At 62.7% G+C, this 25054-nt stretch carries 25 protein-coding genes; 17 read left to right on the forward strand and 8 right to left on the reverse strand.

The annotated features are described in order from the left end of the window. Positions 1-4: 4 nt before the first annotated feature. From HL657_RS11615 to HL657_RS11640, 6 genes are read left to right on the forward strand one after another with little or no spacing between them, the layout of a single operon-like run. A complete protein-coding gene (locus HL657_RS11615; RefSeq protein ID WP_317296977.1) occupies positions 5-613 on the forward strand; it encodes a 4Fe-4S dicluster domain-containing protein in 609 nt (202 codons plus the stop codon). Then, positions 610-999: a molybdopterin dinucleotide binding domain-containing protein gene (locus tag HL657_RS11620; protein WP_317296978.1), complete on the forward strand. Its 390-nt coding sequence runs from the start codon at positions 610-612 to the stop codon at positions 997-999. The genes HL657_RS11615 and HL657_RS11620 overlap by 4 nt, the downstream gene beginning before the upstream one ends. After that, positions 989-2278: a formylmethanofuran dehydrogenase subunit B gene (locus tag HL657_RS11625; protein WP_317296979.1), complete on the forward strand. Its 1290-nt coding sequence runs from the start codon at positions 989-991 to the stop codon at positions 2276-2278. Before HL657_RS11620 ends, HL657_RS11625 begins: the two co-directional genes overlap by 11 nt. Further along, positions 2275-3975 carry a formylmethanofuran dehydrogenase subunit A gene (locus HL657_RS11630; RefSeq protein WP_317296980.1) on the forward strand — a complete coding sequence of 567 codons (1701 nt, stop codon included), beginning with the start codon at positions 2275-2277 and terminating at the stop codon, positions 3973-3975. The genes HL657_RS11625 and HL657_RS11630 overlap by 4 nt, the downstream gene beginning before the upstream one ends. Continuing rightward, the gene (locus tag HL657_RS11635) at positions 3972-4739 is read left to right on the forward strand and encodes a formylmethanofuran dehydrogenase subunit C (protein WP_317296981.1); all 768 of its coding nucleotides are present in this window, start codon (positions 3972-3974) and stop codon (positions 4737-4739) included. The genes HL657_RS11630 and HL657_RS11635 overlap by 4 nt, the downstream gene beginning before the upstream one ends. Next, positions 4739-4888, forward strand: coding sequence for a DNA helicase PriA (locus HL657_RS11640; protein WP_317296982.1), 150 nt, complete (start codon positions 4739-4741; stop codon positions 4886-4888). Before HL657_RS11635 ends, HL657_RS11640 begins: the two co-directional genes overlap by 1 nt. Here HL657_RS11640 and HL657_RS11645 read toward each other — a convergent pair whose 3' ends face one another. Together HL657_RS11645 and HL657_RS11650 are read right to left on the reverse strand one after the other, a co-directional pair. After that, positions 4889-5155: a DUF1922 domain-containing protein gene (locus HL657_RS11645; protein ID WP_317296983.1), complete on the reverse strand. Its 267-nt coding sequence runs from the start codon at positions 5153-5155 to the stop codon at positions 4889-4891. 382 nt (positions 5156-5537) lie between these two features. After that, the gene (locus tag HL657_RS11650; RefSeq protein WP_317296984.1) at positions 5538-7076 is read right to left on the reverse strand and encodes an FAD-dependent oxidoreductase; all 1539 of its coding nucleotides are present in this window, start codon (positions 7074-7076) and stop codon (positions 5538-5540) included. Positions 7077-7275: 199 nt separating this feature from the next. On the opposite strand from HL657_RS11650, the gene HL657_RS11655 reads away from it, so the two are divergent. Both HL657_RS11655 and HL657_RS11660 read left to right on the forward strand, forming a co-directional pair. Beyond that, on the forward strand, positions 7276-8508 hold the full coding sequence (locus HL657_RS11655; protein ID WP_317296985.1) for a glycosyltransferase: 1233 nt from the start codon (positions 7276-7278) through the stop codon (positions 8506-8508). 950 nt (positions 8509-9458) lie between these two features. Further along, positions 9459-10208 (forward strand): coenzyme F420-0:L-glutamate ligase, encoded by a 750-nt coding sequence (locus tag HL657_RS11660; RefSeq protein ID WP_317296986.1) that lies wholly within the window; start codon positions 9459-9461, stop codon positions 10206-10208. On the opposite strand, the gene HL657_RS11665 is transcribed toward HL657_RS11660, so the two are convergent. After that, the gene (locus HL657_RS11665; protein ID WP_317296987.1) at positions 10205-10363 is read right to left on the reverse strand and encodes a preprotein translocase subunit Sec61beta; all 159 of its coding nucleotides are present in this window, start codon (positions 10361-10363) and stop codon (positions 10205-10207) included. The two genes, HL657_RS11660 and HL657_RS11665, sit on opposite strands and share 4 nt — an antisense overlap. Positions 10364-10407: 44 nt before the next feature. Here HL657_RS11665 and HL657_RS11670 point away from each other — a divergent pair, with 44 nt between their 5' ends. From HL657_RS11670 to HL657_RS11710, 9 genes are all read left to right on the forward strand, one after another. Next, positions 10408-11454, forward strand: coding sequence for an amidohydrolase family protein (locus HL657_RS11670; RefSeq protein WP_317296988.1), 1047 nt, complete (start codon positions 10408-10410; stop codon positions 11452-11454). A 36-nt stretch (positions 11455-11490) separates the two neighbouring features. Next, entirely contained in the window at positions 11491-11919 is a 429-nt protein-coding gene (locus tag HL657_RS11675) for a universal stress protein (protein ID WP_317296989.1), read from the forward strand. Positions 11920-11933: 14 nt separating this feature from the next. Beyond that, the gene (locus tag HL657_RS11680) at positions 11934-12794 is read left to right on the forward strand and encodes a CBS domain-containing protein (RefSeq protein ID WP_317296990.1); all 861 of its coding nucleotides are present in this window, start codon (positions 11934-11936) and stop codon (positions 12792-12794) included. Positions 12795-12938: 144 nt separating this feature from the next. Next, positions 12939-13583: an archaeal proteasome endopeptidase complex subunit beta gene (psmB, locus tag HL657_RS11685; RefSeq protein WP_317296991.1), complete on the forward strand. Its 645-nt coding sequence runs from the start codon at positions 12939-12941 to the stop codon at positions 13581-13583. A gap of 20 nt (positions 13584-13603) precedes the next feature. Further along, positions 13604-15496, forward strand: a complete 1893-nt coding sequence (locus HL657_RS11690; protein WP_317296992.1) for a beta-CASP ribonuclease aCPSF1 — start codon at positions 13604-13606, stop codon at positions 15494-15496. Between the two features lie 2 nt (positions 15497-15498). Beyond that, on the forward strand, positions 15499-16566 hold the full coding sequence (locus HL657_RS11695; RefSeq protein ID WP_317296993.1) for an MFS transporter: 1068 nt from the start codon (positions 15499-15501) through the stop codon (positions 16564-16566). 38 nt (positions 16567-16604) lie between these two features. Further along, complete coding sequence (locus HL657_RS11700; RefSeq protein WP_317296994.1) at positions 16605-18035, forward strand: aldehyde dehydrogenase family protein; 1431 nt, start codon at positions 16605-16607, stop codon at positions 18033-18035. A gap of 236 nt (positions 18036-18271) precedes the next feature. Next, positions 18272-19024, forward strand: a complete 753-nt coding sequence (locus HL657_RS11705) for a fasciclin domain-containing protein (protein WP_317296995.1) — start codon at positions 18272-18274, stop codon at positions 19022-19024. A gap of 368 nt (positions 19025-19392) precedes the next feature. Continuing rightward, the gene (locus HL657_RS11710; RefSeq protein WP_317296996.1) at positions 19393-22266 is read left to right on the forward strand and encodes a fasciclin domain-containing protein; all 2874 of its coding nucleotides are present in this window, start codon (positions 19393-19395) and stop codon (positions 22264-22266) included. Positions 22267-22425: 159 nt separating this feature from the next. Here the strand turns inward: HL657_RS11710 and HL657_RS11715 are convergent, their stop codons facing one another. Genes HL657_RS11715 through HL657_RS11735 form a run of 5 tightly spaced genes read right to left on the reverse strand, consistent with a single transcriptional unit; the run spans position 22426 to position 25019 of the window. After that, positions 22426-22701, reverse strand: a complete 276-nt coding sequence (locus HL657_RS11715; protein WP_317296997.1) for an NAC family transcription factor — start codon at positions 22699-22701, stop codon at positions 22426-22428. A gap of 4 nt (positions 22702-22705) precedes the next feature. Beyond that, the gene (locus HL657_RS11720) at positions 22706-23041 is read right to left on the reverse strand and encodes a cupin domain-containing protein (protein ID WP_317296998.1); all 336 of its coding nucleotides are present in this window, start codon (positions 23039-23041) and stop codon (positions 22706-22708) included. A 40-nt stretch (positions 23042-23081) separates the two neighbouring features. Further along, the gene (locus HL657_RS11725; RefSeq protein ID WP_317296999.1) at positions 23082-23864 is read right to left on the reverse strand and encodes a 4Fe-4S binding protein; all 783 of its coding nucleotides are present in this window, start codon (positions 23862-23864) and stop codon (positions 23082-23084) included. A gap of 6 nt (positions 23865-23870) precedes the next feature. Continuing rightward, positions 23871-24209 (reverse strand): cupin domain-containing protein, encoded by a 339-nt coding sequence (locus tag HL657_RS11730; RefSeq protein WP_317297000.1) that lies wholly within the window; start codon positions 24207-24209, stop codon positions 23871-23873. A 30-nt stretch (positions 24210-24239) separates the two neighbouring features. Then, positions 24240-25019 (reverse strand): DUF2115 domain-containing protein, encoded by a 780-nt coding sequence (locus tag HL657_RS11735; RefSeq protein ID WP_317297001.1) that lies wholly within the window; start codon positions 25017-25019, stop codon positions 24240-24242. Between the last annotated feature and the right edge of the window lie 35 nt (positions 25020-25054).

The raw sequence follows: 25054 nt of genomic DNA on the forward strand, positions 1-25054 counted from the left end.
AGAGATGCGATCGTTCATCTACTACCTGCGGGAGTTCCTCAGGCCGGAATGGATCCGGAAGTTCTTCTCGGTAAAGACCGCGCCGCTCACAACCCCCTCATACTTCAAGGACTACCCGACCCGGACGGAGAAGGAGTGCACGGGGTGCTTCACCTGCATGATGATCTGCCCCGCACCCGGAGCGATCGCGGTTCTCCGCAAGAAGGACGAATGGGAGCCGGAGGTCTACCCCGGCCACTGCATCCGGTGCGGCCTCTGCGTTGAGGCATGCCCGGAAGGGGTTCTCTCGAGCGGCCGGATCCTCGACGTCACCGAACGCGACAGGACGGCGTTCGCCTCGTGGTACCACCTGGAGGTCGACGACAACCTCTGCATGCGGTGCGGGAACTGCTGCGTCTCCTGCCCGGTCAACCGGCAGATCGATCCCCAGCTCGCGGGAACCGGGACGTCCGCGAGCGACGAGGTGATCATGCGGATTGAGGGCGGCCGGGTGCGAATCCTCCACGAGGAGAAATGCACCGGGTGCACGACCTGCGAGACCAACTGTCCGAACCGCGCGATCCGGGTCGCCCGGATGGTGGAAGGGATCCAGGGCGAGGAGGCAGAGGCATGACGTTTCTCATGATCACCGGGCGGACGGTGACACAGGGCGTGACCGTCGAGAACAAGACCTCCGCCGAGTACGCGGCCGAGACCTCGACCTGCTTCATGCACGAGTTCGACATGCTGGAACTCGGGCTTGATGACAGGGATACCGTCAGGGTGACCGGGCCGTGCGGAGAGGTCGTCATGCGGGCGTGCGCATCGCCGGAAGTGGAGATGGGCACCGTCTTCGTCCCCTATGGGCCCTACGCAAACCACATCGTCGCTGCCGGCACCCGCTCCACCGGGATGCCGGATTTCAAGTCGCATGAGGTGGAGATCGAACCAACGGATGAAGAACCAAAGACCGTTCACGAACTGATGGTAGACCTGGGAGGCCTTGCTTATGATCGTTAAGGACGCGGTCTGCCCCTTCTGCGGATGCCTCTGCGACGACATCGAGGTGGAGGTTGAGGAGAACAGGGTAGTCGCCGTCACCAACGCCTGCGAACTCGGCACGACGAAGTTCATGGGCGAGAAGAGGATGAAGAACCCGATCCTGCGCGACGGGGACCGGTGGAAGGATATCACCTACGACGAGGCGATCCGGTACGCCGCCGATATGCTTCTCGAGGCCGAGCGGCCGCTCCTGTATGGGTGGAGCGGCACCCACGGGGAGGCGCAGTGCGTGGGGGTGCACATGGCCGAACTCGTGCGGGGCGTCATCGACAACACCTCTTCGGTCTGCCACGGGCCGTCCATCCTCGCCATCCAGGAGGTCGGGCACCCGGGATGCACGCTCGGGGTGGTGAAGAACCGGGCGGACCTCGTGATCTACTGGGGATCGAACCCGATCGACGCCCATCCTCGCCACCTCTCGCGATACACGCGGTATGCGGAAGGGTTCTTCCTTGAGAACGCCTTCCGTGACCGGAAGGTGATCGTCGTCGATATCCGCAAAACCGAGACCGCGAACATCGCCGACGAGTTCGTCCAGATCAAGCCCGGCGGGGACTACGCGGTCCTCTCGGCGCTCCGGGCGATTGTCCAGGGGAAGACGGATACGATCCCGCGGACGGTCGCGGGCGTCACCCGCGAGCAGCTCGTCCGGGTGGCAACCCTCTGCAAAGCCGCGAAGTTCGGGGCGGTCTACTTCGGGCTCGGGCTCACGATGACGCAGGGAAAGTACAAGAACATCCGGAACGCCATCGAACTCGTCTCGGAGCTGAGCCGGCACACGAAGTTCACGATCTCGGCGATGCGGGGCCACTACAACGTCTACGGCTCGAACGAAGTGAACACCTGGATGACCGGCTACCCCTTCGGGATCGACTACTCCCGGGGGATCGCCTTCTACAACCCCGGGGAGACGACGGCGGTGGATATCCTGGCCCGGAAAGAGTGCGACGCGGCGCTGATCGTCGGGAGCGACCCGGCGGCCCACTTCCCGAGGAAGTGCCTCGAACACCTCGCAGATATACCGGTGGTCCAGCTGGACCCCTACCCGAACGCCACCACCGCGTTCTGCAACGTCCAGATCCCGGTCGCGGTGACCGGGATCGATGCGGAGGGGACGGCCTATCGGATGGACGGGGTGCCCATCCGGACGAGGAAGGTCCTCTCCACCGATTACCCGTCCGACAGAGAGGTCCTCTCGCGGATGTACATCCTGATGCAGGAGGCGCTGGAGCGATGACCGAACTCCTGGTGAAGAACGCCTGCGTGATCGACCCTCTCCGGGGGATCAACGCCGAGACGATGGATATCGCCATCCTTGACGGGAAGATCGTCGAGGAGGTGAGCGATGCGGCGGAAGTGATCGACGCCCATGGCATGCTCACCCTGCCGGGCGGGGTCGATTCGCACACCCATATCTGCGGGACGAAGGTGAACTTCGGGCGCTACATGAGCCCCGAGGATATGCGGGCGGGGAGAACGCCCCGCCGCGGGCCGCTGCACGCCACGTCCGGCTACAGCGTCCCGACCACCTACGGCAACAGTTACCGCTACAGCGTGATGGGCTACACCACCCTGCTCGAGGGCGCGATGGCGCCGCTCGAGGCCCGCCACACCCACGAGGAGTTCATCTACACCCCCCTCCAGGACACGATGGCGAACACCCTCTTCGACGGGAACTGGGGGATCATGGAGGCGATCCGCGACGGCGACACGAAACGAGTCGCGGCCATCATCGCCTGGACGCTCAAGGCGGTGAAGGGGTTCGCCATCAAGCTCACGAACCCCGGCGGCACTGAGGCCTGGCAGTGGGGCAAGAACGTCTCCTGCATCAGGGACCCGGTGCCCTACTTCGAGGTGACGCCCGCGGAGATCATCCGGTCGATCGTCGAGGCGAACGAGCTCCTCGGCCTCCCGCACTCCGTCCACCTCCACTGCAACAACCTCGGAACGCCGGGGAACTACACCTGCACGCTCGGGTCGCTCGGCCTCATCCCCGACCTGAACGAAAAGCGGCAGACACTGTATGCCACCCACGTCCAGTTTCACGCCTACGGCGGGTCGGGGTGGAAGGATTTCTGCTCGAAGAGCGAGCCGATTGCGCGGTTCGTCGACATGCGCCCGCAGATCGTCATGGACATGGGGCAGGTGATGTTCGGCCGGACGACGACGATGACCGCCGACGGGCCGATGGAGTTCAACCTCTACCGCCTTCACCACGAGAAGTGGAGCAACCACGACGTGGAGCTCGAGACCGGTTCGGGTATCATCCCGGTCATCTACCGGCGCAAGAACCTGGTCAACTCGATCATGTGGGCGATCGGGCTTGAACTCGCGCTCCTCACGAAGAGCCCCTGGCAGTGCCTGCTGACGACGGATAACCCGAACGGTGCGCCGTTCGTCAAATACCCGGAGATCATCGGCCTGTTGATGAGCAAGAAGTACCGCGACGCCGAGTTCGCCACGATCCATCCCGATACCGAATCACGGGTGCCCCTCCCGGCGATCGAGCGGGAGATGGACTGGTACGAGATCGCGGTGATGACCCGGGCCGGCCAGGCAAAGGCGCTCGGGATCCAGGACCTCGGGAAAGGCCATCTCGGGCCGGGCGCCGATGCGGACGTCGCCATCTATCCCCTCAAGATCGACGAGGTCGATCCGTCGGTTGACTACCAGAAGGTCATCGATGCGTTCAGCCGGACCGAGTACACGATCAAGCGGGGCAGGGTCGTCGCCCGGCGGGGCGAGTGCCTGGTCGACGGGAGCAACGCCACGTTCTGGGTCCGGCCGAAGGTCTCCGAGAACTACGATATGGGGAAAGACCCGGACTTCATCGAGAAGTTCGACCGCTACTACACCGTCCGGATGAGGAACTACCCGGTGCAGGAGGAGTACCTGAACCGGAACCGGTGCATCGAGACGGAGGCGAGGATATGAAGGTCACCCTCGCCATGAAACCCGGCGCGAGATCGTTCATTCCCATCGAGGCGGAGTCGATCGTCCCGAAGAACTTCCTCGGCGGCACCGATCTTCCGGTCTGGCGGGGGAACCGCGAGCTCCGGCTCGACGAGGTCTTCTCGGTCTCGGTGGAGGGCGACGCCGATCGGACGGAGGACGTCGAGGTCGTCCTCTCGGGGGAGACGTTCCGGTTGAAGAGGGTCGGTGAGTACATGGACGGCGGCAGGATTACTATCCTTGGTGGTATCGGGATGCACTGCGGCAACTTCATGAGCGGCGGGACCATCGAGGTCCACGGCAACGCCGACGGCTGGCTCGGGCGAGAGATGGCGGGAGGGACCATCATCTGCCGGGGCGACGCCGCCGACTACTGTGCGGCGGGGTACCGTGGCGGCCGGGAGGGCATGAAGGGGGGCACCGTGGAGGTCTTCGGCCGTGTCGGGGATTTCCTCGCAGAGAACATCGCCGGCGGCACTGTGACTGTGCACGGCGATGCCGGAGATATGCCCGGGGCGGAGATGCGCGGGGGCACGCTCGTCATCCACGGGGACTGCCGCCGTCCGGCTGCGAACATGAAAGGGGGCTCCTGCTCCGTCTACGGTACTGCGCAGGCGATGCTCCCCACCTTCAGGAAGATCGGGACGGTTCAGCACGAGGGGCGTACGCTTATCCGGTTTGCCGGGGATATCGCGAACCGCGGGAAAGGAAATCTTTTTGTGAAGGGCTACGAATATCTGGACTGATGGTCAGGCACGAGTGTGGGTTCGAGGCCCCGATTTATTGTAAGCGGTGCGGGAGGCCGCTGGAGAACAACGAGCGCACGGGTCTTTACTGCCCGCACTGCGGAAGAAGAGTGAGCATGCTCTGCCCGGGCTGCGGGCGTCTCTGGTGATCAGACCCGGTTTTTCACCCAACTTGCGTACTGGGCCCTTAGCTGCTGGATATCCTGTTCCGTGAGGTCTTTTTTACCGGTCTGGTGCAGGTAGGATTCGAGCTGCTCCACCACCCGTTCTGCGTCCAGGAAGTCGTCGACGTCCAGGTAGACCGGCGCACGTCCGACGTTTATCACCTCCCCGCACATGGGACAGAGCCTCCAGCGCTGGTAACGGTCCACGTAGTTGAAGGTCTTGCAGCCCGGACAGCGGATGACGAGGTACATGGTTAATGGGAGTGTGCGGGCGGGCGGATATATAATTATCCATCTGGTCCTCTTTTTGCGGGATCTTCCTGAGGGAAAGATGCTTCTCAGACGGCAGGCAATACAACTGAAATGAGGAAAAATCCCGGTGCAGTGGACCGTGGTGGCTATCGCCACGCACTGCCCCCGTCCCAGTGGGCGGGGGAGGAGGCCGGAGGCCGGGTGGGGTGGGGTTATAGATGTCCCAATGTACGGTGGAGACAGGGGAGGGGGGAGTATCCCCCCTCCCCGTCAGCCCCTCCCCCAGACGCGATATCCCCTCGAAATCCGCGTTAGTGGTGCTGCAACCGAGTGGAGTTTGAGCACCTGGCGTACGAATGCCGACCGACCCCGAGACAGAAACTCACCCCCCTCGCTGCTTGAGATCCTTCACCGCCGGCCCGTGGATCACCTTCCCGTCGGCATCGTAGCGCGAGCCGTGGCAGGGGCAGTCCCAGGTCTCTTCGGCGCTGTTCCACGCGGCGACGCACCCGAGATGGGTGCAGGTGGGGTTGACCGCGTGGACCTTTCCTTCCCGGTCGCGGAAGACGCCGGCCTTCTTGCCCTCGAGCATCAGGATCCTTCCCTCCCCGGGTGCGACGTCCGCGAGGTCCCCGGCAGGGCGCGATATCGCTCCGCCGATGTACTTCTCGGCCACGTCGATGTTGTGCACGAGGAACCGCCGGGCCGCCGCCGCCGGCTTGAACCGGTCGGGGGCGTAGACCTCCGCCCAGGGGTTCGCGCGGCCCTGGATCATGTCGGTGATGATCGTCGCGGCCGCGGTGCCGTTGGTCATCCCCCATTTCCGGAAACCCGTCGCGATGTAGACGTTCTCGTGGCCGGCGGCGAGCGGGCCGATGTAGGGGACGCCGTCGATGGTGAGGTAGTCCTGCGCCGACCAGCGGTAATCGATGGACCGGAGCGGGTAGACCGACCGGGCGTAGGCCTCGAGGCTCCTGTAGTGCTCCCGCGTGTCCACGTCCTCGCCGGTCCGGTGCTCCATGCCGCCGACGATGACGAGTTCGCCGCCGTCGACGGCGGGCTGCGACCGCCAGGAGTGGGCGGGGCCATCGGCGTTGATGTACATCCCGGCCGGGAACGGTTCGTCAAGCCGGACGCCGAGCGCATAGGACCGCGATGGCTCCATCCTTGCGAAGTAGAACCCGGGCGCATCATAGAAGGGGTAGTGGGTCGCGAGGACCACGGCACGGGACGTGACGGTCCCCAGCGCCGTCCGGACGGTGCAGCGCCCTCCGTTGTCCTGCACCTCGAGCGCCCGGGTCTTTTCGTAGATCCGGCTCCCGTCGCCGGGAACCAGCGACGCCAGGTGCAGGAGGTACTTCAGCGGGTGGAACTGCGCCTGGTCGGCAAACCGCACCGCGCCGTAGGTCCGGGCCGGCAACGGGACGTCCTCAACGAACGCAGCCGGAAGCCCGAGGCTCCGTGCCGCGTCCGCCTCGGCCGCGACAAGGTCGCGAGACTCCTCCGACTCCGCGTAGGTGTAGGCGGGTTTGGGCTCGAAACTGCAGGGGATATCGTACTCCCGGACAAGAGACGCGATCGTCTCGATCGCCGCCTGGTTTGCTTCGGCGTACTGGTGCGCCTGCCTGCTCCCGAACCGGTCGATGAGTTCCGCGTAGATCAGCCGGTGGAGCGATGTAATCTTCGCGGTCGTATGACCGGTCACCCCGTGGCAGATCCTGCCCGCCTCGATCACGGCGACCGCGTAACCGGCCCGTTTGAGGAGGGCGGCGGTGGTGATCCCGGTAATCCCGCCGCCCACGACCGTCACGTCGGTCTCCAGGTTCCCCGGCAGGGGGGGATACGACGTCTCGGGGGTTGTCTCAATCCAGAACGACTCGTGCCTTCCCGGCAGGCTATCTGCGCCCGGCCCATGCTCCATGTCAAACCTCCTTCTGCCCGTCCGGCCCGCAGTTCGGGCAGCGGCGGGCGGTCAGCATTATGCCGGGAGCATATATAGGTATGGAACGCGCCTCCCCTCCGCGTCCGTCCGGCAGTTCTGCAGGGTACGGTGCCGGAGCGGCGGGGCCTCCCTGCCGTTACGCATAAGAACGATCGCGAGAATGAGAGGAGGGATCAGGATGAGCGCAATCCACACAATCGGGGACTATGAGCGGTATATCGGAAAAGAGGCCGTTCACCGCATCAAAGCGAAGGCACGGCCGCTCCGTGACCTGCATGTCATGCACATGAACTCAACCTACTACGGCGGCGGGGTCTCCCAGATCCTGTCGTCCCTGACGCTCCTGATGAACAGCCTCGGCATACAGACGGGATGGCGTGTCGTCCACGGCCCGCCGGACTTCTTCAGTGTGACAAAGAAGTTCCATAACGCCCTCCAGGGGGCGCGGATCAACCTGACCGGCCGCAAAAAGGAGGTCTATGAGAGCGTCATTCAGGAGAACGCCGTACGGAACCACCTCGACCATGACGTGGTCTTCGTTCACGACCCGCAGCCGCTCCCGCTGATCACCCATTACCGGAAGAAGAGCCCCTGGGTATGGCGCTGCCACCTCGACCTCACCGCGCCGAACCCCAAGGTCTGGAACTACCTCGTCCCGTTCATCGAGAAGTACGATGCCGTCGTCCTCTCCTGCGGGGAGTACCGGCGGGACCTCAGAAAACCGCAGGTCTTCTTCACGCCCGGGATCGACCCCTTCTCAATCGTGAACAAAGAACTCTCCGAGAGCGCCATCGACGAGCGCCTGCAGCACTACGATATTCCGACCGACCTCCCTCTGGTGGTGCAGATCTCCCGGTTCGACCACTGGAAAGACCCGGAAGGCGTCATCCGGGCGTTCGAGAAGGCGCGGAAGGAGGAGGAGTGCACCCTGGTCCTTGTCGGGAACGTCGCAACCGACGACCCTGAGGGTGCCGAGGTCTACCGGTCGATCCTCGCCCATAAAAACGAGCGGGTTATCGTGCTCAGCGTCCAGGACGGTGCGCTCGTGAACGCGCTCCAGCGGCGGGCCGCGGTCGTCCTGCAGAAGTCCATCCGGGAGGGATTCGGGCTGACGGTATCCGAGGCGATGTGGAAGGGCGCAGCGGTGATCGGCGGGAACGTCGGCGGCATCCGCTACCAGATCCAGGACGGGGAGACCGGGTTCCTGGTATCCTCCGTCGACGAGGCGGCGGAGAGGATCGTCCGGCTGCTCCGCGACCCGGACCTCGCAGAGCGGCTCGGGCGCGCGGCACGCGAAAGGGTGCGGGAGAATTTCCTCTTCACCCGCACCGTCGAGCAGTACCTCGATATGATCGGCTCGTTCGAGCCGGAGTTCCGGCTGAGGGAGGATGTGGGGTTGCCCTGCAGGTGAGCGAGGGGTGCGGTGGGGGAGTGGATTGTCGGCGATCCCGGGTGCGGGTTCCCCAGCCTCGCGCCTAACGGTGCTCAAGTTCCGTTCCTCGCACCTGACGGTGCTTACGTTCGCTATCGCTCACGCCTCGAAACCCCCAGTCGTTCTCCGGAACGTCGCACCTTCGGCCAACCGTGCTCTGCGCCGTCACCACTCGCACCAGCGGCGTTCATACGTGGCATTTGGATTGCTTCCCTGGCACGGATTCCGTGGGGACAGGGGAGGGGGGAATACTCCCCCCTTCCCACCTGACGGTGGTCGAGCTCCGGGCGTTCCGCCCATCGCACTCCCCGTCAGCCCCTCCCCCAGTGGCGATAGCCACCACGGTCCACCGCATGGGGAGATCCCGGGAAGAAGCGTGCACGGTTTCCCACCGGCTATCGCCACGCACTGCCCCCGCCCCAAGGGGCGGGGGAGGAGGCCGAAGGCCGGGTGGGGTGGGGTTTACAGATATTCCCTATGAGGTAGAGACAGGGGCGGGGGCACGCCCCCCTCGCACCTATCGGTGCTCAAGCTCGCTACGCTCGCACTCCCCGTCAGCCCCTCCCCCAATGGCGATATCCCCACGGTCCACTGTACCGGGCTTTTTCCTCGCTTCGGCTGTTTAGTCTGTCGCACAGCGAAGACCTCCGGTCTTCTCATGCTCCGGTTTTTCGCACCTTCGGTGCTCATGCTCCGGTCCTTACGAACCATCCCGCTCCGAACCGTCGCACAGCGAAGGCCCTCGGCCTTCTCGAACCCCTGCCATCCCATCCTTCACAACCCACACCTGCCGGCGCTCATCCTCCGGCCTCTCCGCCCGCCGCGCCCGGCAGGAACCAGGAATAATCCCCACAATCCAGCGGAGCCTCTGGCGAAAGAAACCCGAGCATTTTTCTGGAAGCGGAGACGACCACTGATCCGTGAGTTTCATGGATATCCAGGTAATCGGTGTTCGAGGCCTCCCCCTGATCCAGCGGGGAGACGACCTGCCCGCCCTGATCTGCGACCGCATCGCGTTCGAGGACGGGGACATCCTTGCCGTCGCTTCGTCGGTCTACTCAAAGGCAAAGGGCTTCACCCGCGACCTTGCCGCCATCACCCCCGGCGCTGAAGCCGTCCGGATCGCGGCGAAGACGAAGGAAGACCCCCGTTTCGTGCAGGCCGTGCTGGACTCGTCCACCGATGTCCTGCTCGAGCACCCGTTCATCCTCTCGGAACTGCCGTCCGGTCACATCGGCGTGCGGGCAGGCGTCGACCACAGCAACGTCGAAGACGGCCGGCTGATCATCCTTCCCCCCGACCCCATGGAGGCCGCCGCCGATCTTCGGGATGCAATCCGCCGCATCACCGGAAAAGACGTCCGGGTGATCGTCACCGACACCTGCGGGCGGGCGTTCCGGCGCGGCCAGACCGGCATCGCCATCGGCTGGGCGGGGATGACGGCGATCGACGATTACCGGGGCGACACCGACCTCTTCGGCCACGTCCTCGAGATCACCGAAGAAGCGGTCGTCGACGAGATCGCGGCCTTCGCGAACTTCGTCATGGGCGAGAGCCACCAGGGCGTCCCCGCGGTGGTGTTCCGGAACTGCCGGACGTGGAACGGGCACGATTCCGTCTACTTCACGCCCAAAGAAGACATCATCAGGGCATCGCTGAAGAAGAACAAAAAGGATTAGAAGAGAGCATTGAGAACAAAGACTGCCACTCCGGTCGCGATGGTCACGACGATAACGGCTATCGGGCTGATATGGATGGCCCGGCGATCGTCGCTGTCGTAATAATTGACCAGGCCGGCAGAGGATACCAGTCTTCCGCCAGATTTCTTCGCCATACTGAAATATTCTCCCTTGCAATATATAAAACAGAGGTCTGAAGATGCAGACAGCCGCACACTACGTCGTCACCGGCCGGGCGCTCCTCGGTGAAGACCTCAGGGAAGAAGACGTCACCATCACCGTCTCAGAGGGCATCATCTCCTCAATAGAGCCCTCTTCCCGGCCGGCCGAGAGGTGGATCGTGCCTGCCTTCTTCAACGCCCACACGCATCTCGGCGACACCGTCGCGATGGACCTCCCTGCCCGGGGCAGCCTCGCGGACCTCGTCAAACCCCCGAACGGTTTGAAGCACAGGATCCTTGCGGCAACCCCGCGGACTGAACTCGTCAGGGGGATGCGTGCGAGCATCATTGCGATGCTCGCGACCGGGACGACCGGGTTTGCCGACTTCAGGGAAGGTGGCGCCGACGGGGTCGCGGCGCTCCGCGAGGCAGCGGCCGGGCTTGACTGCCGGCCGATCATCCTCGGCCGTGAAGGCGGCGAAGAGGTGAGCGACGGGGCGGGCATCAGCAGCGTCCACGACGTGGCGAACGCCGAAGAGACCGTCACGAATGCACGGGCCGCGGGGAAACTCGTCGCGTTCCATGCCGGGGAGAAGAATCCGGACGACGTTGACGACGCGCTCGCGTTCGAGCCCGACCTGCTCGTCCACTGCACCCACGCAACAGACGCACAGCTCCGGCGGATCGTCGACATGGATATCCCCATCGCCGTCTGCCCGAGATCGAACTGGCTGCTCGGGGTTACGGCATCGGCGGCCCACCCGCCGATAGCGCGCATACTCGAACTCGGGGGGAGGTTCTATTTTGGGACGGACAACGTCATGTTTGTCCAGCCGGACCTGCCCCGTGAAATGGCTTTTTCCGCGACCATATTCCGCGCGCCCCCCGAAGAGATCCTCCGTGCCGCGATATCCGGGGCACGGATGGCAGGGCGGTCGGGATATCTGGAGGTGGGACAGAAAGCTCATTTCCTTGTCATAAATCCGGCAAAAAGCAATCTCTCCTTCAGTAAAGATATCCGGTCAACCATAGTAAAACGGCTGGATTCTTCATCTATTTGCCAAACTGTTTTAACTATGCAATAGATACCTGATAAGAAGTATCTGTTCTATGTGGTGTGTATGTTCCGTAAGATACTTGTTGCTATAGATGGCTCCGAACCGGCCAACCGGGCTTTCGAAGAAGCTCTCGGTGAGGCCGGCGTCTGGAACGCCGAAGTTCACGTCGTTTATGTGGTTGAATCCGGGCTCTTTTCATCCCTTCCCATGGACAACACACTTGAAATAATCTACAGTGTTCTACAACAGGAAGGCGAGGATATCCTTGAAGCGGCTCGTAAGAAAGCAGATGCGGCGGGCATTCAGCTTACCACGCATCTCCGACAGGGGCACGCGGGCTCCCAGATCGTCTCCCTCGCCGAAGAATTGGGCGCCGATCTCATTATCCTCGGGTCCTACGGTAAGAGCGGCGTCGACCGTCTCCTGCTCGGGAGTGTGACCGATTACGTGGTGCAGAACAGCCCCATCACGACAACGGTGGTGAGATCATAACCTCTCCCCAGCAGATGCTCGTCCGGAACTTCATGGTGACCGACGTCGTCTGTGTCGAGATCCCGGGGAACAGAGACGATGTCCTGCGCATCCTGAAACGTACGGGTATCAGCGGCGTCCCTGTCCTCAAAGACGGCGAACTCGTCGGCATCATCACCCGGAAGGACCTCCTCCGCAAAGCGGATGAGACCCAGCTCGGGCTCCTGATGACGCCTGATCCCGTCGTCATCAGGCCGGACGCTCCCATCTCGGAAGCAGCCCAGTTGATGGTGCGCCATAACATCAGAAGGCTCCCCGTCATGGAAGGCGGGTCGATGATCGGGATCATCAGCGTGGCCGACCTCATTGGCGCCATCGCCCAGATGCGTCTTACCCTCCCGATCAAGGGCAACTGCGTCAGCAAGACCTACGCTCTCTGGGAGGATACGCCCCTCTCGCTTGTCGGGCGTATCCTCGAGATCTCAGGCTACGATGCCATCCCCATCCTGATGGAGGACGGCACGCTCACCGGCATCATATCGGAGCGGGACCTCATCAGGCATTCCCGCATCGAGGACGGCGTTGAGGTCAGCGACTTCTCGAACGGCACGGACGACGATGAGTGGACCTGGGAGAGCATCCGCGACATGCACACCATCAGTTACGGTATCTCCAAGATCCAGCTCCTCCCCATCCCCGTGAAGAACGCGATGGTGAAAAACGTCCTCGCCGTTCCCCTGAACGCCGAGGTCGGCGAATGCGCACTGAAGATGCGGCGGGCCCGGGTCGACCAGCTCCCGGTGGTCAACGGGAACAAGCGGCTTGTCGCCATGCTCTTCGACCGGGAACTGATCAAGGTCCTGCTGCTGGACCAGCAGGCCTTGCGAAAGAATTAAGGAGCAACATTCATATAGTATACAGGTGCCTATCGTGTCGTGCCATAACCGGGTACGACGATAAATTTATGTTTTAGAATATCGCTATACGCTTAACCGCTTTTGAGCGAGATAAAGCGTTTTAATGGTTTTAGGGGTGCTTCAATGCTTGATACTTCCCAAGAGATTATGAAAGGTACAACAACCGTAGGGTTGATTTTCGATGGCGGCGTGGTCCTTGCAACAGAGATGCGAGCGACAATGGGGAACATGATCGCGAGCAAGCGTGCGAAGAAGATCTACCAGATTACGCCGAGGATCGGCTTGACCACCGCCGGCGGCGTCGGCGACGCACAGCAACTGGTCCGGATCCTGCAGGTCGAGTGCAACCTCTTTGAGATGCGGCGCGGCAAGACCATGTCTGTCGGTGCGGCATCGACCCTGCTCTCGAACTACTTAAACCAGAACCGCTACTATCCCTACTATGTCCAGCTGCTGATGGGCGGGTTCGACGAAGAGGGGCCGAGCGTCTACTCCGTCGACGCCATGGGCGGGGCAACAAAGGAAGAGGAGATCGTCGCCACCGGCTCGGGTTCTCCCTTCGCCTACGGTGTGCTCGAAGACCAGTATCGTCCGGACATGAAGGAGGCCGAGGCCAAAGACCTCGCCGTCCGTGCCGTCAGATCGGCGATGCGCCGTGACTCCGCATCCGGCGAGGATATCATGGTGGTCGTGATTACGAGAGACAAATACGAGGAATACATAGAACACGGGTTGCAAAGGCCATCTGAGGCCCGATCGACAACCTGACACTTTTTAGGACGATTTTAATGGTGATTGAAGAGAAACTCCAGGAGCTTAAGGAGCAGATCAATAAGATTGTTCCCAGCGGGATAACGATCTCAGACGTCGAGTTTGAAGGGCCTGAGCTCGTCATCTACACCGATGATCCGAAACAATTTGCCGACCAGGCAGACCTGATAAAAATACTTGCACGCGACTTACGCAAACGCATCGTCGTGCGCCCGAATATCCTCGAAGATCCGGAACGGGCGGCCCAGGAGATCCGTGCCGTCGTGCCGGAGAACGCGGGGATCACCGACCTCTTCTTCGACCCGGAGACCGGAGAGGTCCTGATCGAGGCGGAGAAGCCCGGCGTCGTCATCGGGAAGAACGGTATCACCCTCCGGGAGATCACGAAGCAGATCGGCTGGACGCCGAAGGTTGTCCGGACGCCGCCCATCGAGAGCACGACGGTGAAGCAGATCCGTACCTATCTCCGGTCGGTGAAGGACGAGCGGAAGGCGTTCCTGCGGGCGATTGGTCGCCGTATCCACCGCGAGGTCACGAGCAAGGACCAGTGGCTGCGGGTCACCACGCTCGGGTGCTGCCGCGAGGTCGGCCGCGCTGCGTTCCTGATCTCGACGCCGGAGAGCAAGATCCTGTTGGACTGCGGCGAGAAGCCGGGCAGCGCCACGAACGGGACGCCGTACCTCTACGTGCCCGAGATTTACCCGCTCAACACGCTCGATGCGGTGGTGCTCACCCACGCCCACCTCGACCACTGCGCGCTCGTCCCCCTCCTCTACAAGTACGGCTATGAGGGCCCGGTCTACTCGACGCCGCCGACGAGGGACCTCTCGACGATGCTCCAGCTCGACTACCTGGACGTCGTCCGGAAGGAGACGGACAAGATCCCCTACACCTCAAACGAGGTGCGGACCTACATGAAGCACTCGATCACCCTCAACTACGGCAGCGTGACCGATATCGCCCCCGACGTCAAGCTCACCTTCCATAACGCGGGGCATATCCTCGGGTCGGCCATCGCGCACTTCCACATCGGCGAGGGGCTCTACAACATCGCGTTCACCGGCGACTTCAACTACCAGAAGTCACGGCTGTTCGCCCCGGCGGTCTCGTCCTTCCCGCGGCTTGAAGCGCTCTTCATGGAGAGCACCTACGGCGGGTCGAACGATTTCCAGCCCCAGAGGAAGGATGCGGAGGAGAAACTCTACGAGACGGTCTCGACGACGATCAAGCGCGGCGGCAAGGTGATCATTCCCGCGTTCGCCGTCGGGCGGTCGCAGGAGGTCATGCTCGCCCTCGAGGAGGGTATCCGGCGGCAGAAGATTCCGCCGGTCAAGATCTACCTCGACGGCATGATCAAGGAGGCGACGGCGATCCACACGACCTACCCGGAGTACCTCAACAGCGATCTCAGGAACCAGATCTTCCGCGAAGGGCTGAACCCCTTCCTCTCCGAGGCGTTCGTCCAGGTGGACTCGCCGGCTATCCGGGAGAAGGTGATAACAGGCGATCCCTGTGTCATCGTCACCACGAGCGGTATGTTAAACGGCGGGCCGGTGATGGAGTACCTCAAGGCTCTCGGCCCCGACGAGCGCAACTCGCTCATCTTCGTTGGCTACCAGGCGGACGGGACGCTCGGGCGGCGCATCCAGAAGGGGTGGCGCGAGATCCCGCTCGGCTGGCGCGAGACGATCGTGATCAACCTCGAGATCGCGACGAGCGACGGGTTCTCCGGTCACTCCGACCGCAAACAGCTGATGAACTACGTCGCTCACCTTCAGCCGCGCCCGGAGAAGATCTTCACCATCCACGGCGACGAGAACAAGACCATCGACCTTGCAAGTTCTATCTACAAGCGGCACCGTATCGAGACGCACTCTCCCCTGAACCTTGAGACATACCGTATGATCTAGGGATGCTGCAAAAACTCCCCATCCTCCTCGGGGTATTCGTGGTGATGGCGCTCTCGAACGCCGTCGTCCCGGTGCTTCCCGATTTTGCCGAGGGGGCGGCACTGCAGGGTGTGGTTTACGCCGCATACTTTTTAGGCGCGTTTGTTGCGGTGCTGCCTGCGGGGCTTGCAAGCGACCGGATAGGCAGCGTTCCGCTCATCCGTGCTGGCCTTCTCCTGACCCTTGCAAGCGGCATTCTCATTCTGCTCTTTCCTTCAGGCCTACTGCTCCTCGCCTTCCGGGTGGTCGAGGGGATCGGGGCCGGGCTCTTTCTCTCAGCGGCGCTCGCGTGGGCAAACTCACAGCTTCCGGCCGGGCAGCTCAGCGGCTACGTCATGGCGTCCTTGAACCTCGGCCTGGTCGTGGGGCTCCTCGCGACGGGCTGGCTCGATGCGGCCTTCGACAGCCATCTTGCGGGGATTGCCTTCTTTACGGTGCTTGCGGTTCCCGCGGCCGGAATGAGCGTCTTCGTCCGGGAGAGCGAGCGCGTGGGGTTTGCGAGGGCGGATTTTGCCGGGATCGTGCGGAACTACTTCTGGCTCTTTGCCGCGGCGGTCGTTCTTGTGGGGATGACCGGGGCGGTGGCGGCTGTCTACCCCGAGTACACCGGGAACGACTCGTCGGTGCTCGCCCTGCAGCTCGCGACAATCAACATCGCGACCGTCGTTGCCCTGCTCGTCACCCCCCGTCTCGCCCTCCGTCCTGCCCCGACCATCCGGGCCGCCTCGCTCCTGATGGCGGCGGCGGTTCTGGCGGGCTACGTCACGCCCTATGCCTTTCCCGTCATCGGGGCCCTGTCAGGTGTGTTCATCGTCGCGGTTCTCGCGTTCCTTGCGGAGACGAAGATCGAGCAGGGCGTGATGACCGGGCTTTTCAACACCGCGTCCTACGCCGGGTTCACGTTCCTCTCCGCCCTTGCGGGGCTGGTTGCCGGAGGGGTCGGGTTCCTGGCCGCATTCGTCCTGCTGGCGGGGATGGCGGCGGCGGTGGCTATTCCTATCGGCAGGTGCCGGTGCGAGTACCGTGGGTGACGGAGCGCATATTACCCCTCCCATCCATAGGATCACCTATGAAGATGTTGATCGACGGCGAGTGGCGCGATTCGGTCTCCGGCAGGGTATTTCCGGTGCACAACCCCGCGACGGGTGACGTGGTCGGGGAAGCGCCGCTCGGCGGCGAGGATGATGTTGTATCCGCGATCGAGGCAGCAGGGGAGGCGTTTCCCGACTGGGCCGCGAAAAATCCGAGAGATCGCGCGAAGATCCTCTTCTTCGCCGCGGAGGAGGTCCGGCGCAGGAACACCGACCTTGCTGCGCTCCTGACCGCCGAACAGGGCAAGCCCATCCGCGAGGCGGTCGACGAGATCAACGGGTTTGCAAACATCCTCGAGTATTACCACGCCCTCTCGGCGGGGCTCTCGGGCGAGTTCATGGACCTCAGGGGCTATGGCCGGGTTACGGTCATGAGACACCCGCTCGGCATCTGCGGCGCGATCATCCCCTGGAACATGCCGGCGATCATCATGGGCTGGAAGGTCGGGGCGGCTCTCGCGGCGGGGAACACGATGGTCTTAAAGCCCGCCCGAACCGCGCCGCTGACCTGCATGAGGCTTGCGGAGATCCTCGGGGAGGCGGGCCTCCCGCCGGGCGTCTTAAACGTGGTCACCGGACCGGGGGAGACGGTCGGCCGGGAGATCGCGAGGAACCCGGGCGTTCGGAAGGTCTCGTTCACCGGCGAGGTCGGGACCGGGAGGCAGGTCGCCCTGGACGCCGCCCCGGCGATGAAGCGGCTGACGCTGGAGCTCGGGGGGAGCGACCCGATGATCGTCGCGGCTGATGCCGATATCGGAGCGGCCGTCGAGGGGGTCATCAGGGGGCGGTTCTACAACTGCGGCCAGGTCTGCACGGCGGTGAAGAGGCTCTACGTTTTCGACTCGATCGCGGACGAGTTCGTCCGGCGGCTGACGGCGAGGGTCGAGAAGATCGTGGTCGGGAACGGTATGGATCGCGGTGTCAGCATGGGGCCGCTGAACAACCGGGCGGGCTTAAAAAGGGTCGTTGATGTCGTCGATGCTGCCCGGGAACGGGACGAGGGGGAGATCGTCGCGGGAGGGCGGACGCCGGAGGGTGAGGAGTACAAACGCGGCCTCTTCTTCCTGCCGACGCTTATTGCCAATGTTCCGCACGACTCCGTCCTCTTCTCCGAGGAGGTATTCGGCCCGGTGCTGCCGATCGCCGCGGTCTCCAATCTCGACGAGGCGCTCGAACTGGCGAACAACTCCCGTTACGGGCTCGGGGCGTCGGTATGGACCCACAGCGCGGACACGGTCGCCCGGGCGACGGAGGAACTCGAGGCAGGGATCGTCTGGGTCAACCAGCACCTGAGGATCCCGCCGGAGGTGCCGTTCGGGGGGACGAAGGCGAGCGGCATCGGGAGGGAAAACGGCAGTCGGGCGCTCGAGGAGTATATGGAGGAGAAAGCTGTGCTGGTGCGGCTTTAGAGATCTGAATTGCCGGCAAGCCTCGTTGATCTTCCGGCAGCACGCGAGACGGAGAGCCTTCCCGGGCGCGATGAGAGATTTGGGGGTCGTGCCTGGGTGGTCAAGGTCAAGGTTCCCGGTGTGTCAGAAAATATGTTTGAGATGCCTGTTGGACAATCGCGATATTTATTATAATTATGGCAAGATTTATATAATTCAGCACCTATCCTTCCCCTCTCCCAAGGGGGGATGGTAATATGAAACGATGGATAACTCTATGCGCATGCATTCTTGCTCTTCTTGCGATGCCGTTTGCCGTAACAGCGGCGGTAATCGGAGACGAGAATGCAACGGCGACGCCCATGGGCGAGACCGGGCAGATGGATAACCAGACGGCGAACATGACGATTGCCGCCTACATCAGCGAGGACGAGAACTTAACAAGGCTGGCCGAAGCAATCACTGCGGCGGGACTCTACGACACCCTGAACTCGGGTGGACCCTACACGCTCTTTGCCCCGAGCAACGAGGCGTTCGACGCTCTCGGGAACGATACCGTGAACCAGCTCATGAACGAGACCGACAACCTGACGATGGTTCTGCAGTACCACGTTGTCGAGGGAGAGTACACCGCGGAGAACATCACCAGCATGGCCGGGAACCAGACCGACCAGGAGGATCAGGCCGGAAATGAGTCCGAAGGTGGAGTTCTTGATATCTTCAGCGGGCTTCTTGGAGGCGAGAACGAGACCGCGGGCGAGAACATGAGCACGCTCACCACGCTCGCCGGTGAGGACCTGAACGTCTCCGCCACCGACGGCGAGGTCATGGTCGAGAACGCCACCGTTACCATGGCGGACATCAACACGACGAACGGTGTGATCCACATCATCGATCAGGTGCTGGTGCCGCCAGGCGTGAACCTGACGGCGGCTGAGAACCAGACCATGATGGAGGAGACCCCGACGCCGGCCGAGAACGATACCGGGTTGGTGGGCGTCGTACAGTGATGTGAAACAGCGGGACGGCGGGCGGCTGGCACCGCCGCCGGCCCCTGCGTCCGGAAGGCTATCGAACGCCGTTCCGGGCATGATACACCCTTATTTTTGAAGCATTGTAGTTTCTGCGGGCGTTGTCCTATCATTCCTTCCTGCCGGGAAGAGATCCGGCCGGCTCTGGAGAGCGTGGAATAGAATCGGGCACCTCCGGAGATCCTCCGGTCCGGCCCCTGTGGCAGGAGAGTGTATTTTCATGGGGGATGAGATGAGGTAAATGCCGGAATTCAAGTCTGGATTTAGCGCTATACGCGTTCGAAGATTATTATCATAATATATTTATATTACCTCGATTATTCTCTTGCCTGCAAGGGGGGATATGTATGAGACGATCTGTACTGTTCGGTTTGTGCATCGTCCTTCTCCTGTCGATCTCCGCCGCAAGCATAGCGGTCTCGATTGGAGAAGGCCCTGTCGAACTGGACCCTGATGAGACTGTAAACATTACACCGGTAAACAGCACCGAAACGTACGAGGTGCCGGAGGCGACGGTGCTTGGAGCACTTAACGCCTCCTCGGTCCTCGGGATGTTTGAGTTTCAGGTTGCTGAAGACCTGCCTCCAGAAGAGGGAAATCTCAGCATTCTATCGATTGCAGGTATTGAGAATGAACTTGTAAATGAGACGCCGAACAACTGGACATACTGGGTGAACGGCGAGCAGGGCACGACCGGGCCTGCGGTGACGAATGTGACCGACGGGGACAACGTGACCTTCTCCTATGGACCTCCGACGCACACCCTGGAGGATGCCGCGTATACGCTGGTCTTGAACGTGAGCGTGATTGGGGCAGTCGTCACGCCGACTCCGACAGTCAACGTCACCCCGACGCCGGGAGAAAACGTGACCCCGACACCGACGGTGAACGTGACGCCGACGCCAACAGTGAACGTCACCCCGACGCCGGGAGAAAACGTGACCCCGACACCGACCGTGAACGTGACGCCGACGCCGGGAGAAAACGTGACCCCGACACCGGGAGAGAACGTTACGCCGTCCGTTAATGTCTCCGATCAGCCGATTGTAAACGCAACGGTGATTGTTGACAACGCCACGATCAACCAGACGGGCTGGGCTGACATCCATGCCGACCTGAACGGAACACCCGGGCCGATCATCGGCTACAGCCCGATCAGCGAGGGCGTGAACGAGAATGTGACAGTGGCGATCGAGGTCGAGGACGCCACGCCGGTGCTCTATGCCATGCTCCACGTCGACGAAGGGGAGCCGGGCGTCCATGAGTTCCCGGGACCCGACGTGCCAATCCTGGTGAACGGGAGCCCCGTCCAGCAGGCCTTCAACGTGACCGGCGGACTGCCGCCGGTGAACGTGACGCCCACGCCGACGGTGAACGTGACACCGACACCGACCGTGAACGTGACACCGACACCGACGGTGAACGTGACGCCCACGCCGACGGTGAACGTGACGCCGACACCGACCGTGAACGTGACGCCGACACCGACGGTGAACGTGACACCGACACCGACGGTGAACGTGACACCGACACCGACCGTGAACGTGACACCGACACCGACCGTGAACGTGACACCGACACCGACCGTGAACGTGACGCCGACACCGACCGTGAACGTGACGCCGACACCGACCGTGAACGTGACACCGACACCGACGGTGAACGTGACGCCGACACCGACCGTGAACGTGACACCGACACCGACCGTGAACGTGACGCCGGAAGTCAACATCACCGAAGAGATCGTTGCAGGGCTCTCAGGGCAGGAGAACCTGACGACGTTCGTCGGATTGGTAAACAATTCCACTCTCGGCGAGAGGCTCGAGGCGAACAGGAGTTACGTGATATGCGCTCCGACCAACGAAGCGTTCGACGGGCTGGGCAACGAGACGCTTTCGACGATCATGAACAACACGACGCTCTTAAACAACATTCTTGATTACCACGTCATTCAGGGCGACTACACGATTGAAGAGCTCGTGATGCTGTGCGAGAATTCGACCAACGGCCAGATCTCCCTGCCGACAGTTGCGGGCACGGATGTCAACGTCTCGCTTACCGACGGCCAGCTGCTCATCAACAACATCGTTGTTGTGACCCAGATCCAGATCACGAACAACATCGTGGTCTACGTGCTCGACGATGTCCTGATTCCACCGGACACCCCGATCCCGACACCGACCCCAACGATGACACCAACTCCGACACCGACGGTGAACGTGACACCCACGCCAACGGTGAACGTGACACCGACACCGACCGTGAACGTGACGCCGACACCGACGGTGAACGTGACACCGACACCGACCGTGAACGTGACGCCGACACCGACCGTGAACGTGACACCCACACCGACCGTGAACGTGACACCCACACCGACCGTGAACGTGACGCCGACACCGACCGTGAACGTGACGCCGACACCGACGGTGAACGTGACGCCGACACCGACGGTGAACGTGACACCGACACCGACGGTGAACGTGACGCCGACACCGACGGTGAACGTGACGCCGACACCGACGGTGAACGTGACGCCGACACCGACGGTGAACGTGACGCCGACGCCGACGGTGAACGTGACGCCGACACCGACGGTGAACGTGACGCCGACACCGACGGTGAACGTGACACCGACACCGACGGTGAACGTGACACCGACACCGACGGTGAACGTGACACCGACTCCGGTACCACCGGGGGAGACCGTGGATCTCCAGCTCTATGAAGGCTGGAACTTCATCTCTATCCCGAGGCAGCTCTCTGTCGGCAACGACACAGCAGCAGCGGTCTTTGCGGATGTCGACACCGACGGGCGGCCGATCTACACCTACACCCCGGCGGGCGGCTTTGAGCCTCTGGGCGAGAACGAGACCCTGATGGTCCTTGAGGGATACTGGGTCTACTCGACTGAGGAGACAACTGTGGAGCTGATGCTCAGCACCAACCCGGTGCGGTCTCCCGCAGTCAAGACGCTCAGTCCGGGCTGGAACGCCATCGGCTACTCCGACCTGACGGAGCGCAGTGCGGATAACGCACTCACGTCGGTGGAAGACATCTGGGTCTATGTCGTTGGCTATGACGCAGAGGACCAGAGTTACCAGCCGGCGCTCATCAACAATGTGACCGGGGCGCAGGGCGAGAACCAGAGACTCTCCCCGACCGAGGGGTACTGGCTCTTCGTGCGCGAAGATGGCAGACTGGCTGCCATCAGCGCCTAACCTTTTTTTGCCGGCTGGATGTCCGGGTATTCCCACTGGCACTACCGGCAGGTGGAAGCCGGATGGTCAAAAAACGGTCTTCAGAAAAGACCCGTGGTGAGAAAAAAGAGCGTTCTCTGAAGGAGACAGAGCACCGGAAACCGCTCCGGCGCCGGCCGCTCACTCCGGGGTTCCCCTGTACTCCCGCATCAGGGCGTCGCCGTAAGCCTCTCGCTTCTTTGTCGGGATAAAATTGAATTCTCCGGCCCAACTGAGGAGTTCGGCGCGAACCGCGGCGTCGTCCTCGAGGTGCAGGTCCCGCACGCCGGCGAGAATGAAGTCGAGCTGGTTGATGCCGGTCTCCTTCCCGTCCACGAGGACCGTCCTGATCTTGATTCCATCCGGCCGGATCCCACCGCAGACAGTGCAGTAGTTGCCTTCCTTCTCGTTCGTCATGCGCTCACTCCCGGATCATCGTAAGCGACATCTTGAACCGGGTTATGGCCGAGAGGGCGTGGGGGACGTTTGCCGGGAAGATGATCGTCTCGCCCTCACGCATATGGTGCGTCTCGCCCGCGACCCAGACCTCGCACTCGCCGTCAAGGATCGTCACCACCGCGTCGTAGGGCGCGGTGTGCTCCGAGAGCCCCTCGTCCTCGTCGAACGAAAACAGGGTGATGCTCCCTACCGGTTTGTTGACGATCATCCTGCTTGCCACGGTTCCGTCCTGGTAGGCGACGAGGTCCGCCAGCCGGAGGACCTTCCCCCGCAACTCTGAACGCTTCTCTTCAGCCACTATTGCACCAGCCTTTTTCTTTACTCTGCTCTCTGTCTATTTACATTTCTCTTCCCGCCCGCGTGTAGATGAGCGCCCCGTCCACCGGGCAGGCTTCCGTGCACCGGCCGCAGAGGTAGCACTCACCGGGTCCGGCGGACGGATCTGCCGCCCCGGTTGGGCATGCCCGCTCGCACTTCCCACAGCCGATGCAGGCGTCCGTCCGCTGGAGCCGGAAGACGGCCTTTGCTGCCGCCGGGGCGAGCAGTGCGCCGTAGGGACAGGCGTAGCGGCAGAACGGCCGGTAAACGACGGCGGAGAGGAGGACGATCGCAAGGAAGACGAAGAACGAGACGCTCGCGACCGTGAGATTGAAGAAGGCCGGGAGGCCCAGGAGCCCAAGGAGGTTCACCGAGAGGCCGAACCCTGCGGCGAGGAAGACAACGAAGACGCCCGCTCTGACCGCCGTTGGGACCCGGCTTTCGGCGCGGCCATGCTTTGCGACCGGCACGAGGTGCATGAGTTCCTGGACGGCGCCCGCCGGGCAGACCTGCCCGCAGACGATCCGGCCGAATACGAGGGTGAGGACGATGAAGGCGAGCAGTCCCACGATTGCCATAGGAAGCGGCGAGCCGAGCGCCGCCGCGTCCCGGAGGACGAGGAGCTGGAACTGGTAGGGGAAGACCGGCGCAAAGACCAGGAACCCGAAGAGCGCCGAGGCTGCGAGGAACGGCAGCGCACGGCGCCGGGTGAACCGGCCGGAATACCAGAGCCATGCGAGGGCGGCAAACGCGAGAATGCCGTAGACGAACCCTGCGGCCTTCGGGATCGACTCAACGACCATCTATCCTCACAGCAGCCGCGTCCCGGTCGTCGGCCGCGGGACCTTCACCACCAGCACCCGGAAGGTGCCGTCGCTCTCGTTCATCCAGCGGTGCGGGATCTTTGCCGGGCTCTCGACAAGGCGGTCGGCCCCGACCTCGGCACGCTCATCGCCGATCTCGACGATCCCCGTGCCTTCGAGGACATAGAAGAAGACGTCCACCGGGGTTATGTGCTTTTTGAGCGACTCTCCCGGCGCAAGCGTGATCACCACCGCCGTCGCGTGCTCGGTGTCGTAGACCTTGCGGGCATCGACGTGGTGTGGCGTCTCGCTGATCGGTTCCTGTGATACATCAACAATCTTCATATCGTTCATCTCCAGATAGTCTCATCTCACTCATCCCTTATAATTCGTCCAGTAGTTCGCGAGGCACTCCCGCCGCCTCCGCTCATGCCGGCGGGCCCGCATCTCCGGGTAGGTCGGTTCCGTACTCTGGACCGCCGGGCAGTAGGGGCAGAGGGCAAAAGCCACGTCGTCGGCCATATCCCTGACCGGGCAGAGGTAGGTCCCCTCCCATTCGTCGACGATCTGCCCGCCGGGGAACGGGGTGCCGACGGGATGAGCGGGTTCTTCCACAACAAACATGGTGAACGCGGAGAGGAGGTACTTCAGGTAGAGGTGCTTCGGGTCTTTCTCCCGCGCCTTTGCGGCACAGGCCTCCGCCACCATTGAGCAGTAGCCGCCGAGCGCCGGGTTCGGGGGGTCGTCCAGTTCGCGGCCGCCGTTCCGGGAGAGGAGGAGCAGGCGGTGGTGCGCCCCGAAGATCTCCTCCCTGACGCTTTCAAGAAGCCGGTCGCGGTAGTCCTCGGGGAGGTGGCTCACTTTGCGCTCGAACCGGGCGTTCATCGCCTCAAGATCGCGGAGGTCGTATGCCGCCACTTCGTCCGCGATGATGCGGAGGAGGTCGCCCTTTGTCTTCGCGTTCTGCATCCGGCGGCATGCCGCCCGGATGGCCGCCGCCGATACCGGCCCTCCGCGTCCCGCCTCCTCCCCGCCGTCTTCACTGAAGGTGTCGATGAGGAGGGAGCTGACCTCGTCGGGGCCGGTTCCGGAACGGGTGCTGCCTTCCCGGCCGATGAACCGCCGGATACGCTCAAGAATTGCTCGTAGCTGCATGGTCAACAATCTTACCAGGTATGCTACTCCCGAAG

Origin of the sequence: Methanoculleus nereidis (genome assembly GCF_032944295.1) — an archaeon.
Taxonomy (GTDB): domain Archaea; phylum Halobacteriota; class Methanomicrobia; order Methanomicrobiales; family Methanoculleaceae; genus Methanoculleus; species Methanoculleus nereidis.

Bases quoted from the DNA above. Each gene is read 5' to 3' on its own strand.
- HL657_RS11725 (WP_317296999.1), bottom strand. From the start codon at position 23,864: ATGGTCGTTGAGTCGATCCCGAAGGCCGCAGGGTTCGTCTACGGCATT.
- HL657_RS11660 (WP_317296986.1), top strand. From the start codon at position 9,459: ATGGATATCCAGGTAATCGGTGTTCGAGGCCTCCCCCTGATCCAGCGG.
- HL657_RS11665 (WP_317296987.1), bottom strand. From the start codon at position 10,363: ATGGCGAAGAAATCTGGCGGAAGACTGGTATCCTCTGCCGGCCTGGTC.
- HL657_RS11625 (WP_317296979.1), top strand. From the start codon at position 989: ATGATCGTTAAGGACGCGGTCTGCCCCTTCTGCGGATGCCTCTGCGAC.
- HL657_RS11735 (WP_317297001.1), bottom strand. From the start codon at position 25,019: ATGCAGCTACGAGCAATTCTTGAGCGTATCCGGCGGTTCATCGGCCGG.
- HL657_RS11705 (WP_317296995.1), top strand. From the start codon at position 18,272: ATGAAACGATGGATAACTCTATGCGCATGCATTCTTGCTCTTCTTGCG.
- HL657_RS11700 (WP_317296994.1), top strand. From the start codon at position 16,605: ATGAAGATGTTGATCGACGGCGAGTGGCGCGATTCGGTCTCCGGCAGG.
- HL657_RS11715 (WP_317296997.1), bottom strand. From the start codon at position 22,701: ATGACGAACGAGAAGGAAGGCAACTACTGCACTGTCTGCGGTGGGATC.
- HL657_RS11730 (WP_317297000.1), bottom strand. From the start codon at position 24,209: ATGAAGATTGTTGATGTATCACAGGAACCGATCAGCGAGACGCCACAC.
- HL657_RS11615 (WP_317296977.1), top strand. From the start codon at position 5: ATGCGATCGTTCATCTACTACCTGCGGGAGTTCCTCAGGCCGGAATGG.
- HL657_RS11620 (WP_317296978.1), top strand. From the start codon at position 610: ATGACGTTTCTCATGATCACCGGGCGGACGGTGACACAGGGCGTGACC.
- HL657_RS11690 (WP_317296992.1), top strand. From the start codon at position 13,604: ATGGTGATTGAAGAGAAACTCCAGGAGCTTAAGGAGCAGATCAATAAG.
- HL657_RS11710 (WP_317296996.1), top strand. From the start codon at position 19,393: ATGAGACGATCTGTACTGTTCGGTTTGTGCATCGTCCTTCTCCTGTCG.
- HL657_RS11695 (WP_317296993.1), top strand. From the start codon at position 15,499: ATGCTGCAAAAACTCCCCATCCTCCTCGGGGTATTCGTGGTGATGGCG.
- psmB (WP_317296991.1), top strand. From the start codon at position 12,939: ATGCTTGATACTTCCCAAGAGATTATGAAAGGTACAACAACCGTAGGG.
- HL657_RS11670 (WP_317296988.1), top strand. From the start codon at position 10,408: ATGCAGACAGCCGCACACTACGTCGTCACCGGCCGGGCGCTCCTCGGT.
- HL657_RS11675 (WP_317296989.1), top strand. From the start codon at position 11,491: ATGTTCCGTAAGATACTTGTTGCTATAGATGGCTCCGAACCGGCCAAC.
- HL657_RS11640 (WP_317296982.1), top strand. From the start codon at position 4,739: ATGGTCAGGCACGAGTGTGGGTTCGAGGCCCCGATTTATTGTAAGCGG.
- HL657_RS11630 (WP_317296980.1), top strand. From the start codon at position 2,275: ATGACCGAACTCCTGGTGAAGAACGCCTGCGTGATCGACCCTCTCCGG.
- HL657_RS11650 (WP_317296984.1), bottom strand. From the start codon at position 7,076: ATGGAGCATGGGCCGGGCGCAGATAGCCTGCCGGGAAGGCACGAGTCG.
- HL657_RS11680 (WP_317296990.1), top strand. From the start codon at position 11,934: ATGCTCGTCCGGAACTTCATGGTGACCGACGTCGTCTGTGTCGAGATC.
- HL657_RS11645 (WP_317296983.1), bottom strand. From the start codon at position 5,155: ATGTACCTCGTCATCCGCTGTCCGGGCTGCAAGACCTTCAACTACGTG.
- HL657_RS11655 (WP_317296985.1), top strand. From the start codon at position 7,276: ATGAGCGCAATCCACACAATCGGGGACTATGAGCGGTATATCGGAAAA.
- HL657_RS11635 (WP_317296981.1), top strand. From the start codon at position 3,972: ATGAAGGTCACCCTCGCCATGAAACCCGGCGCGAGATCGTTCATTCCC.